The organism is Gangjinia marincola (genome assembly GCF_039523415.1).
Lineage (GTDB): Bacteria > Bacteroidota > Bacteroidia > Flavobacteriales > Flavobacteriaceae > Gangjinia > Gangjinia marincola.
Genome location: NZ_BAAAFG010000012.1, coordinates 85747 through 98508, shown reverse-complemented (window position 1 = coordinate 98508; position 12762 = coordinate 85747). Strand labels below are relative to the sequence as shown.

9 protein-coding genes and 1 tRNA gene are annotated in these 12762 nt (G+C 39.6%); 3 read left to right on the top strand and 7 right to left on the bottom strand.

Going from position 1 to position 12762, the window contains the following annotated elements:
• The first annotated feature begins 51 nt into the window (after window positions 1–51).
• Entirely contained in the window at window positions 52–2700 is a 2649-nt protein-coding gene (locus ABD000_RS04985; protein ID WP_343764611.1) for a tetratricopeptide repeat protein, read from the top strand.
• Between the two features lie 85 nt (window positions 2701–2785).
• Here the strand turns inward: ABD000_RS04985 and ABD000_RS04980 are convergent, their stop codons facing one another.
• The 3 genes from ABD000_RS04980 to ABD000_RS04970 form a co-directional block, all read right to left on the bottom strand.
• Entirely contained in the window at window positions 2786–2938 is a 153-nt protein-coding gene (locus ABD000_RS04980; protein ID WP_343764608.1) for a hypothetical protein, read from the bottom strand.
• Window positions 2931–4031, bottom strand: a complete 1101-nt coding sequence (locus ABD000_RS04975) for a methyltransferase (protein ID WP_343764605.1) — start codon at window positions 4029–4031, stop codon at window positions 2931–2933. The genes ABD000_RS04980 and ABD000_RS04975 overlap by 8 nt, the downstream gene beginning before the upstream one ends.
• 218 nt (window positions 4032–4249) lie before the next feature.
• Window positions 4250–5140: a LysR family transcriptional regulator gene (locus tag ABD000_RS04970; protein ID WP_343764601.1), complete on the bottom strand. Its 891-nt coding sequence runs from the start codon at window positions 5138–5140 to the stop codon at window positions 4250–4252.
• Window positions 5141–5231: 91 nt separating this feature from the next.
• Here ABD000_RS04970 and ABD000_RS04965 point away from each other — a divergent pair, with 91 nt between their 5' ends.
• Window positions 5232–5666, top strand: coding sequence for a nuclear transport factor 2 family protein (locus ABD000_RS04965; protein ID WP_343764597.1), 435 nt, complete (start codon window positions 5232–5234; stop codon window positions 5664–5666).
• A 135-nt stretch (window positions 5667–5801) separates the two neighbouring features.
• Window positions 5802–8048, top strand: coding sequence for an FUSC family protein (locus tag ABD000_RS04960; protein WP_343764595.1), 2247 nt, complete (start codon window positions 5802–5804; stop codon window positions 8046–8048).
• A gap of 27 nt (window positions 8049–8075) precedes the next feature.
• Here ABD000_RS04960 and ABD000_RS04955 read toward each other — a convergent pair whose 3' ends face one another.
• The 4 genes from ABD000_RS04955 to nhaC form a co-directional block, all read right to left on the bottom strand.
• Window positions 8076–9299 (bottom strand): BaiN/RdsA family NAD(P)/FAD-dependent oxidoreductase, encoded by a 1224-nt coding sequence (locus tag ABD000_RS04955; RefSeq protein WP_343764594.1) that lies wholly within the window; start codon window positions 9297–9299, stop codon window positions 8076–8078.
• An 821-nt stretch (window positions 9300–10120) separates the two neighbouring features.
• Window positions 10121–10196: transfer RNA gene (locus ABD000_RS04950), tRNA-His, on the bottom strand.
• A 67-nt stretch (window positions 10197–10263) separates the two neighbouring features.
• Window positions 10264–10980: a bacillithiol biosynthesis deacetylase BshB1 gene (bshB1, locus tag ABD000_RS04945; protein WP_343764592.1), complete on the bottom strand. Its 717-nt coding sequence runs from the start codon at window positions 10978–10980 to the stop codon at window positions 10264–10266.
• A 76-nt stretch (window positions 10981–11056) separates the two neighbouring features.
• Window positions 11057–12541, bottom strand: coding sequence for a Na+/H+ antiporter NhaC (nhaC, locus tag ABD000_RS04940; protein ID WP_343764589.1), 1485 nt, complete (start codon window positions 12539–12541; stop codon window positions 11057–11059).
• Between the last annotated feature and the right edge of the window lie 221 nt (window positions 12542–12762).

The window sequence follows — 12762 nt, the reverse complement described above, 5'->3', positions numbered from 1 at the left end:
TCTACTGCGCTTATACAATACCGTTGGACACAATATAAAAAATAATAGAGAATGTCAAAAATAACTGAAACCAGACTTACACTCGCAGCATTAATTTATGGTGTCGAGATAGACTTAAAAAATTGCATTAAAAAGAACATAACGCCCTATTTTGAAAATCTAGCTTTTTTTAAGGATTCTAAATTAGAAAAAAAAATAATTGATAGATTCGAAAGAGACAATCCTGGTGTTAGTTATGAAGAAAATTTAGATGAAGTAATTGAGTTTTTAGATTTTCAAGATACATTCACAATTCTGAATAAGAATAAAGAATTTTTACGAAAGGAAACATCTGATTATTTAAAATCTAATTTTAAACAATTAAGTGATTTAACGCCTATAAGAAATAGGGTTATGCATACAAGACCTTTGCTTGGTGGCGACTTTTCATTCACTTATGATTTTGTAACCACCCTGAAAAAATCTGACCCAATTGAGTGGCAAATTACAATTGATACAAGAGAAAAGATTGAAAAAGACCCAAGTTATGTTCTGACTTTAAAATTCCCTACTAATCATATTGACGAAGAAATATCAAAAGTAAGTCACAATTTACCTGTCCCTGACTTTGATGAAACAGGATTTATCGGAAGAACTGAGGATGTAGCAGTATTGACAAAATTGATATTATCAAATAAGGTTGTTTCTGTATTGGGAGATGGTGGGATTGGTAAAACTGCTCTTGCTCTAAAAGTTGCATATGATATTGTAGATATGAATGAAAATTGTCCATTTGAATTAATAATCTGGACTTCTGCAAAAACTACAATGTTGACCTCAAAAGGAATAGAAGATATATTCACAGCAATAACAGATTATACAGGTCTTATTTCAGAAATCAGTGGCTCAATTGGTACTAACAATAAATTAGATGAAGTTCTTGAATATTTGGATTATTTTAAAACTCTTTTGGTAATTGATAATCTAGAAACAATACAAAGTGACGAGGTACGTGATTTTATTCGAGAAGCACAAACGAAATGTAATATATTAATAACTTCTAGAATTGGTCTTGGAGAATTAGAGTACCCGAGAAAACTTAAAGGACTCTCAGAAACAGAGTCCGCAAAGTTAATAAGAGAAATTGCTCGTATAAGAAACAGTGAAACATTACTTAAATTACCGCAAAAAACATTAGTAGATATATCAAGTAAACTTTATTTCAATCCACTTGCTATTAAATGGTTTGTTAGTACTGTAGAATCTGGAATTGCACCACACGAGGTAATCAATAATAAAGAAGATTTATTAGATTTTTGTTTAACAAATGTGTATGAGAAATTAAGTGATGGTGCCATTTCAATATTAAAGACTATTCGTGCATCTAGAAAAAAAGTAACAAATGCAGAAATTATATATTTATCTGATTACAAACCATTAGAAGTTAGAAAATATTTAATTGAATTATTTAAAACAACATTAATATCTAGACAAATTGAAGATGGGAACAACTATGAAGAAGTTATTTATTACATATCTGATTTTGCTAAAGATTTTCTTTCAAAAAAATATCCAATTGAGGAATCTTATATAAAATCAAATATTAAAAAATCAAAAGAACTCAATATAGGCATAAGGCAAATTAATAAAGTTCAAAAGTATAATGAGTTTGCCTTAAACGCATTAGTTTACGACAATCAAAATCAAATGATTAGTGCAAAATTTCTTCAAGAAGCTTTGCTTTATTCAAAAAACGGTGATTTTGAGGGCGCATTAAATAAAGTCAAAGAAGCAAAAAATATTGACCCCAATTATTTTGAGGTTTATAGAGTCGGTGCTTTTATTAAGGCTACTCAAGGTGATTTATTGAGTGCAGAAGAAGATTATCAACTTGGTTTAGAAATTGCACCCGAAAATCCTCGTTTATTATTTTATTATGCTCAATTTTTAATGTTTAAACTTGAAGATACAGATGGAGCACTTGAATATGCAAAAAAAGTGTATGCTCAAAAACCGAATCATCCTTACACGGCTTTCTTAATAGCTAGATGCTTCAATACTGCTCAAGAATTCAACAAGGCTATTCAGGTTGTAAGAAATTTAAAAGAAAATGTTGAATTAGATCCAAAAAATTTAAGAATTGCGAATACAGAATTAATATCATATTATGCAGAAACAGGGAAAAGTGAATTGAGAATACAAACTGATATTGACAATGGAATAAATCATTTCAAAAAAGCATTTGACTTATTTGAAGAATGTGCGGAAGAAAAAATTGTTGATTATAAAATGGCAAAAAATTTCAGCGTTGGAATACTAACATTTATTAAAATTTTACCAGTAGTCAAAATCGAAGACTTAAAAAGCTATATCAAAGATTTAATTATAAATAATGATAAGTATATAAACCTAACTGTTGATTTAAAGGAAAAAATTATTTTACTTTTCAAGGATAAATTCACTGATAACTCATTAAACTACCTAATAGAATTTAAAGAGGATGAAAGAAAACTAGTTGGGAATTTAAGAAGAACAAGGAATCCAAAAGATAATTTTGCTTTTATAGAGACTAAAAATGAAAGTATTTTTGCCCACAGATATGATTTTATCGATGTAGCAAATTGGAGCGATTGGAAACAAATCGAGAATGGACAACTAGTCTCATATGAACTCGGAGAAAACAATTCTGGTCCTTGTGCTAAATCCGTTAAAATGATATAAATACTGTGCCCGCTCCGCAGTAGCTGCACTGCTGAATCATCAACGTTTATTATTCCGATATCTATAATCAGAAACCCAGAACCCCTTAAATCATTGAAAAGTCCTCTTCAAAGGTCGCGATAAAATCCTGGATATATGTTTTGTGCTGGTCTGCTTTTCGTACCACCACATAATGGGTGCGTTTAACCCCTTTTAGACCTAGCTTTTTAAATAGTATTGTATTTGATAACCTAAGCATGCGTCAACACCCATAGCTCCACCTCTTCTGTTTTTCGCCAGTGAGCATCGCGTTTTGTTTTTTCAGAAGCTCTTTTTACATTTTTCTTATAGCAGCGTTCCAATTGAAAGCGTCCGCTCTGGGCTAACTCTTCTTCGATGGGATTCGTTTTGATCAGCCCTGAGATCTGTGCCAGGTTAGAAAAGATCAGGACCAGCTTGCCGTCTGGCAAAAGTATGTCTTTGGCCGCTTTAAAAAAAGCCGGAAACAAGGCTTTATCATAATAGATGGCTTCATCCAGGTATTCGGACTCTCGTGTTTCGGGTAACCAGGGAGGATTAAATACGATAAGTTCGGTGGGCTTGCTCCATTTTCCAAAAAGTGACCCAACATCCAATTCAATCTTTCGAGAGAGTTTTGTCTCTCCCATAGATTCTTTTAAGCCTATAATAGCATTGGGATTGGTATCTGTACCAAAGACTTTTTGAAAGCCGTATTTTACCAGTTGCAATGCTAAGATTCCGCTACCCACACCCACATCGATCGCTGTTTTTTTTGCCCCCGAGTAGCGTTTTAGCCACTGATCAAACAATGCTACATGCTCAAAACGGGTGGGAAAGTAAACACCATAGTAGGGATGAATTTTATTGCGAAGTACGGGAATGGAAATCCCGTTTTCGTACCACTGCCAGGCGCTGTTTAAGCCTTGTACTTGCGGAAAGGTTAACAAGAAATCACTCGTTTGAGGATATAGTTTTTCAAACCATCCGATCGCCGGAGCCTTCTTTACGGCGAGTTGGTGCGCTTTAATTTCGATCATAATACGGTTGGATAAGGTATGATATGCTGCACGGTAATCGCGTTGTTCCTTAAAGGTTTTCTTGGGCAATGTTGTATTAAGATGGCGCTGTACTTCCTTAAGTAAGACCGAACCGGAATGATAAAAATCTGTAATAAGAACCAAATGACCCGCTTCTAAGCCTTTTATCGTAGCTAAAAGATCTGCTTCACGATGATAGACTTCCAGTTCTTCTTGGGGTAAAAATGGAGTTGGTTTATGTACGGTCATATCTGTCATGAGTGAAGAGCATTGCTTTTTGGTGAAGGTAAACAAATGCTTGTATGTAAGGTGATCTCATTTGGGTTAATGAGGAGTTGATGTTCTAACGCTAAAATCAACTTAGATCATCCATCCCTATTCTTCCCAAGAAAAGAAATTTGTGATCATACATCTTAGGATGGTAAACGTATTCCCCCGCTCCGCAGTAGCTGCACTGCTGAATCATCAACATTTATTATTCCGATATCTATAAGTAGAAAACCAAAAACGCTTTATACCATCGAAAAGTTCTCTTCAAAAGTGGCGATAAAATCCTGGAGGTATGTTTTGTGCTGGTCCTCTTTTCGTACCACCACATAATGGGTGCGTTTAAGCCCTTGTGGACCTAACCCCTTAAAAATAAGATCGCCGGAGAATTTAAACGAACTCAACGCCCATTTCGGCATACATAAAATGCCCATATTCGCCTCTACCATTTCTAAGGCTACCTCAGTCAGGGGAATGGCAGAGATTTTTGTCGGCGTGATACCATTGGGCTGTAAAAATTGATTGTATACCGCTACCGTTTCTAAAGGATACGAATGGATGATTAAAGGTGCCTCTGTAAAATCACTTGCCTCTAAAAAATCCTTCTTGCTTAGTGGATGTTCTTTGTGAAGGATGCCAAAGAGTTCATCTTCATAGACTGGGATACTCGTTAGCTTATCGTTTTTTGGTTTTTTGGTGACCATCGCAATGTCTATTTCATTGGAGAGAAGTTTTGAATTGGGATGATGCGTGGCTTCCAGGTTGAGCTTTACCTCAATATCAGGATACAGGACCGCCATTTTTTGAATAAAAGCAGGTAGGCCGTGGTAAAAGCTGTAACATTCTGTACCTACGCTAATCTTCCCCACAGAACCTGTGCGCAACTGCTCAATGGTCTTAAAGCTTTTTTCAATCTGGTCGAACAGCATATTTCCTGTGTTGTAGAGTTCTTGACCTTCTGGAGTCAACTGCCAGGTGTTACGTTTGCGGTGAAATACCTTAAAGCCCAAACGTCGTTCCAATTGGTTCAACTGGTGACTTAAGGCAGATTGAGTCAAAAACAGTTTGCCGGCAGAGTTTGCGATGCTGCCTTCTTCCCGGATTGTTTTGATCAGCCTAAAGTATTTCAATTCCATCACCCACAAAGGTAATCAATCGTAGTTTTCTTGAATGTGAAAAATCTTCAGCTTAAGCTGTGCAACATTTTAATGAGCGAAAACATAAGAGATGTATAGAGATCCTACTTTTATTGAACATTTAAACATTACTACGATGACTTCACCACACACCACTACTCCGGCTGATCTGATCAAGGCAGTACAGACTTATTTTGATGCCCTCTATTACTGCGACACCACTTTGCTCAATCAAGTATTTCACCAAGACTCCAGTTTATTTGACGTAGATCAGGGGAAGGTATTCGTAGAATCCATCCAGAGTTTTAGCGATGATGTAGGGCAACGCGTTTCTCCTGCCAGTAAAGAACAAACCCCGGAAGCCGAAATACTCCTCATCGACTGGCTATCCCCGCAATGCGCCACCGTAAAAATCAGGATCAGAGCGCATCAAAATGTATTTGTAGATCATCTGGGATTTGTACACGGAGAAAAAGGCTGGCAGATCGTTTCTAAAATCTGGCATTTGGAACGGGTGCTCCAATAAACAGGCATAAAATATTCCATGGGAAACCGAAATCCTGATCCGGGTAATCTCACGTCTAATTCATAGGTTTTAAACGTTTCCTTAGGATCAACTATCATTCTATTCAACTACCTTTGCCGCAAACCATACGCCTGCTTGAATACTACGCCTAAACAGATTGAATTATTTTTAAAAAGCTCCCACTTTGATCGCGGACTGCGACTGGGGGTGGCGATTGCCATCCCGTTTGGGATCTGTTATTTTGCAGGACAGCTAAGTCTCGCTCCCGCGATTGTGTTAGGGGCATTTCTCAATGCGGCCGGGGATGTGCCGGGGAGCATCAAACGTAAAATTATTACCATTTTAGTCAGCATTGGAGTCACTATGGTGGTCACGGCCATCGTCCTGTTTGCGAAACCTTACCTCTCCCTTACCCTACTCGCGCTGAGTTTGATTTCCTTTTTGGTGTCGTTTATTGCGGTCTATGGGTTTAGGGCATCCCTGGTTTCCTTTTCGGGATTACTCGCCATGGTGATTGCCTTTGCGGTAGAAAAGGAAACGCCTAAAGAAATAGGGATTCAGGTGGGGTTAATGGCTGTTGGCGGAATTTGGTACTTGCTGGTATCCTACGCCTTTAGAAAGCTGGCACCTAAAAAAGACCACAATCAACTACTGTCTGATTCCCTTTCGGTCATCGGCGAATATCTTCAACTGCGTGCTAAACTTTTGACAGAACGTGAAAACAGAGATGAATTGCTCAAGGAAATGCTTGGTCTTCAGCATCAAATCAATGAAAAGCATGAAACCCTGAGAGAGATTTTATTGACAGAACGCAAACGTTCAGGAAAGTCCGGCTCCAACCAAAAGCACCTGTTGCTGTTTTTATCTTCGGTCAATATTTTTGAACTGATCGAAGCAGAACGCCTGGATTACGACAAACTGGATCGAATTTTCAAGGAACACCCACACTTTATGGAGGCACCTAAACAGGTGAATACCCAATTTGGGGAACATTTGATGCGCCTTGCAGACGTATTGATTCAAAAAGATCCTTTGCCAAAAGCTGACTCACTCAAAGAGGTCTTATCCAAGGTTGAAGACGCCATCAGCGAGTACCTGGATACACTTAGCTTACCTAAAGCCCGTGAAGGCGGGTTGATCCTGAAAAACCTTCACGATTACCAGGAGCAACTGCTGCAAGAAATTAATGCGATACGGCGGGTCATGTCTAACGTAAAAGAAGCCGAAAAGGTTTCGCTCAAACAAAAGGATAAGAGTAAGTTTTTGACCCTGCAGGAATATAAACTCGGGGTCCTGCTGCAGCATTTTAGCATTGACGATAAGATGTTTCGGCATGCCCTGCGTTTCACCATCGCCATTTTGATCGCGTATGGAATTGGCTATTATTTTGACATACAAAATACGTACTGGATCCTTTTGACCATTGTGGTCATCATGCGACCCAGCTACGGGCTTACCAAAGACCGCTCTAAGGATCGCATCATCGGTACGCTTATTGGTGCCGCCATTGCCGTGGGAATCGTACTGCTTACTAAAAATGAGATCGTGTACGGTGCGGTGGCCTTTATTTCCCTCATCTTAGCCTTCGCCTTGTTGCAGCAAAATTATAAGTCGGCCGCCGCGCTCATTACCTTAAGCATCATTTTTGTGTATTCGTTTATCAATCCTGATGCGTTTGAAGTGATTCAGTATCGCGTACTGGACACCATCATAGGCGGAGTCATTGCGGTGGTCTCCAACTACATTATCTTGCCCAGCTGGGAAGTAAACAACCTCACTGATGTGCTGAAGAAGGCGCTAGATGCGAATAGATCGTATCTTTTGACCACACGTGATTTTTACGAAGACCCCAGCGCCAACAAAACGGGATACAATGTCGCCAGAAAAGAAGCCTTTCTCGCCATAGGCAACCTCAATGCGGCCTTTCAACGCATGACGCAGGATCCTGAATCGAAGCAAAAGGAGTATCAACTCATTTATGAGCTTGTAACGCTCAACCATACGATTCTTTCGGCTATTGCGTCTATAGGTAATTTTGTGATGAAGCACACCACTACCCCGGCCTCTGATGAATTTAATGCGCTGGTACAACAGATCGCGACTACGCTAGAGCAAGCCCAACATTGCTTACAAGATGATTCGGTTACAAAAGAAGTCGATAAAATTTCTGCGGAAGAAGCCGAAAAAGCCTTACAACAGCGTTACCAAGAGTTGGCTGCATCGCGGGATAAAAGTATTAAACAAGGCAACGCCCAATTAGATACCGAAACCTTACACGGGCTGCAAGAAGCTTATCTAATTTCTACCCACATGAGTTGGCTTAACTCTCTTTCTAAAAATCTGAATAAGGCCACAAAGAAATATGCTGAGGCTATTGTATAAGCTTTCATTCCTTATAAAAGATATATTCTAGCTGTGTTTGCTATCTGTCGCCAATGCTTTTGCCACCACATAACCACCGGTCCAGGCATTCTGAAAGTTAAACCCCCCGGTCACCGCATCTATATCCAAAACCTCTCCTATAAAAAAGAGATTCTTATGTAATCTGCTTTCAAAGCGTTTAAAATTAATCTCCTTAAGATCGACTCCGCCGGCAGTGACAAACTCTTCTTTAAACGTACTTTTACCCTGTGCCTTAAAGACACATTGCGTGAGTTGCTGCGCTAAATTTTCAATGTGTTGATTACTTAGATCAGCCCAGTTCATGTTAGGTGCTATGCCAGCAGCTCTTACGAGTTGCTCCCACAACCGTTTTGGAAGATCAGCAAATGCCGAACGAAGGATAAGCTGTTTTTTTGCTTCAGCCTTTCGTAGTTCAAGCAATGTATTTTTCACGTTTTCTAATGGAAGCGATAACCAATTGACCTGTACCGTGTAGGAATACTTCTTTTCGGCCAATATCCGGGCTCCAAAGGCAGATAATTTCAATACGGCGGGACCACTCAGCCCCCAATGGGTAATCAGCAATGGACCGGAAGCTTCCAAGGTAGTATCCATTAAGTTTACATGGGCATTAGGAACAGACAACCCGGGAAGCAAGGCAATACGATCGTCTTTAATATTGAAAGTAAATAAGGAGGGAACAGGTGTAACAATGCTATGCCCAAGCGTTTGAGCCAATTCCCAGGTTTTTTTACTGCTCCCTGCCGCCATGACGACTGCGTCGCAGGTATAGTCTTTGTCTTTTGTATGAACAATCCATTGATCCTCTTGAGGCTCAATATAGTTTACTCCGCAGCCTTTGTGCACCTCAATGTTAAGTTCTTTCGTTTTATCTAAAAAACAATCGATAATGGTTTGCGAAGAGTTTGAGGTAGGAAAGACGCGGTTATCGGCTTCTATTTTTAGCTCAATTTCGTTGGCTTCAAACCAGGCAAAGGTATCTCCCGTCATAAACTGATGAAAAGGACCCAACAACTCTTTTTGCCCACGGGGATAAAACTCGCTTAAGGCTTTGGGATCAAAGCAGGCGTGGGTTACGTTACAGCGTCCGCCGCCACTAATTTTTACTTTTTGAAGAACTTCTTTTCTCTTTTCCAGGATACTAATATCCAGGGAAGGATTCATTTCCTTCGCGTTGATGGCAGCAAAAAAACCGGCTGCTCCTCCCCCTATGACAATTACTTTTTTCATAAAAACACAAAGGTAGTGGATTAGATGGTTAGATGAGTTAGATGGGTTAGACTGTTGGATTGTTAGATCGTTAGACTCTTAGACTGCTAGACCATTAGACTGTTAGACCGTTAGACTGTTAGACCGTTAGACTGTTAGACTGTTAGACTGTTAGACTGTTGGACTGTTAGATCGTTAGACTGTTAGACGATTAGACTGTTTGAGGTTTGAGGTTTGAGGTTTGAGGTTTGAGGTTTGAGGTTTGAGGTTTGAGGTTTGAGGTTTGAGGTTTGAGGTTAGAGAAGTTAATTTTCTTTAAAAGATTAAAACCAAACATAAAAAAAGCCCTGTTGTGAAAACAAGGCTTTTACTAGGGGTGGAAGACCCGCCTTCGCTAAAGCTACGGCAAGGCAAGTCGGTCTCCCCCGCATCGCTTACGTACGAGGAATTTCGAAGCGTTGGGATTCGACAGGTTAATTTTAAAATTACAACAAAAAAAAGCTCCGCCATTACAACGAAGCTTTTACTAGGGGTGGAAGACCTGCCTTCGCTAAAGCTACGGCAAGGCAAGTCGGTCTCCCCGCATCGCTTACGTACGAGGCATTTCGAAGCGTCGGGATTCGACAGGTTAATTTTAAAATTACAACACAAAAAAAGCTCCGTCATTACAACGAAGCTTTAAATAAGGGTGGAAGACCTGCCTTCGCTAAAGCTACGGCAAGGCAAGTCGGTCTCCCCGCATCGCTTACGTACGAGGCATTTCGAAGCGTCAGGATTTGACAGGTTAATTTTAAAATTACAACACAAAAAAAGCTCCGTCATTACAACGAAGCTCTAAATAGGGGTGGAAGATCGGTCTCGAACCGACGACCTCCTGAACCACAATCAGGCGCTCTAACCAACTGAGCTACAACCACCATTTTACTTTAATAATTAAAGCGGCTGCAAAGATAATACTTTGCTTAGTTCTAAAAAAATAAATTATTTAGATAAGATCAAATAATGACGATGCCGCAATATGGCGCTCTGCTGTAAATCCTTCGGCATGGTCTACGCCTATTAATCGTCCTAAGTTTTGTGCACGATAGGTAATGCTATCTAAAAAATTTGCACTGGCGATAGGCGTAACAGGTTCATTGCTATCTGGATCGTAAAACTGAGAGCGATAGGCCTTAACCGCTGCTAATTTTGTTTTCATAAATCCCGAAATATCAATCACAACATCTGGTGTTATATCCTTCCACTGGATATAATGATAGACTACTTTTGGTCGCCACGCCTTTTGTTCTTCTCCATTGAATTGAGTTTCAATTTTTCGCAATCCACTTAAAAAGCATGCATCACTTACCAGACTACTGCCTTTTCTATGATCAATATGGCGATCTTCGATGGCATTACACAGCACAATATCCGGCTGATATTGACGCAGTTTTTTAATGATTTCCAACTGGTGAGCTTCGTCATTCGTAAAAAAACCATCCCGAAATTTCAAATTCTCCCGAATACTGATCTTTAAAATGTCAGCGGCAGCTTTAGCTTCTTTTCGGCGAATTTCTTTATTTCCGCGGGTTCCCAGTTCTCCCTGAGTCAAATCGATGATTCCGGCAGATTTACCGCTGTCAATTTCTTTTGCCAATGTACCCGCACAAGAAAGCTCAATATCATCAGGATGTGCGCCAAACGCGAGAATGTCTAATTTCATGTTATGTTTATTCCTTGTTTTAGTAAACGTTATAATGCTATCTCTTAAGGACTACCTACTGCCTATTCCCTATTTACTATGCTTCAGCTGTGGACTGAGACAATTGTTTTATTTTAATGCTAAAGGCGGCAAATATCAATGTCATAAACGGACTCAACCAATTAAATATAGCATAAAAGAAATAATCTGCTACCGATACATTCAGTACACCACTTTGATAGGCTCCACAGGTATTCCACGGTACTAAAACTGAAGTAACCGTACCCGAATCTTCCAGGGTTCGCGATAAATTTTCGGGCGCAAGACCCTTATCTTTATAGGCTTTGCTAAACATTTTTCCCGGGACAACAATAGCCAAATATTGATCGCTGGCCGTAATATTAATGGCTAAACAGCTGATCACCGTACTGGCAAACAATCCAAAAACAGTATCAAACAGGCGTAATAAACTTCTACTGATCGTTGCCAATGCGCCAATGGCATCCATGACTCCGCCAAACACCATTGCACATATAATCAACCAAATTGTACCTAGCATCCCCTTCATTCCTCCTGCAGAAAATAAATCGCTTAGCAATTCATTTTCAGTAGGGATTGCTGTATCTACCGTGATCGCATTCATGATTCCTTTGTAATATGACGTAAAGGAAGGAGCTTGCTCGCCAGATATAAGCAAGACGATTTCAGGCTGAAAAATGAGCGCAGCGATGGCACCTAACAGCGTTCCTATTAATAGGGCAATAAGCGGGGGAGTCTTTCTCACGATAAGGAAAATAACTAAAACCGGTACTATAAATAACCACCCCGTAATCCTAAAGGAATTGTCGATTGAGGTAAGAATTTCTTGGGTGTCTGTCGTGCCTGAAGGTGTAAGCGTAAATCCAATGATGATAAAGGCAATAAGAGTGACGACAATGGTAGGCACAGTGGTTAACGTCATATATCGAATGTGCGTGAATAAATCTGTACCTGCCATTGCAGGGGCAAGATTTGTTGTATCACTTAATGGAGATAGCTTATCACCAAAGTATGCACCAGATAAAATAGCTCCTGCAGTCATGCCGGTGGAGATTCCAAGGGCTTCAGCAATACCAATTAAGGCAATCCCCACTGTGGCCGAGGTCGTCCAGCTACTTCCTGTCGCCACAGAAATTACGGCACAAATAATTACACTTGCTGCCAGAAAAATGGTAGGGCTTAGGATTTGTAACCCATAGTAAATCATCGTAGGTATAATACCACTGATCAACCAAGTTCCTGCCAGTGCTCCTACCATAAGAAGAATTAAAATCGCCCCTGTAGTTGACTTGAGGTTTTGGGCTACCTCTTCTACCATCGTGGTGTAATGCACCTTGTTAAAATGTCCCACAATGGCCGCCACGGCTGCTCCCAGTAAAAGTACAAATTGATTCGAACCACTAAGGGCATCATCGCCAAATACAAATACGTTAAATGCCAGCATACCCACCAATGCAATCACAGGGATTAAGGCCTCCCCTATATTAAGTTCGTTATTCTCTACAATTTGTTCGTTTTTAGGATCTTGTGATTGACTATTCATTGGTTGTTTGTGATCATTAGGAATTGAGCAGTATTAAATTAAACCACTTTATATGTTGGCGTAATGTTACAACAATGTCAATTTATCTGCAAATGTTAACATATTTAGGGAGTTTAGGTAATATTTAATGGTTTATAGTCTGAGTTTCCCCTTTTTTTTTCTTTATTTTGCTAGCTGAACGTAAATTAACATTTGTAATCACCCAAGATTCTAATGTGAAC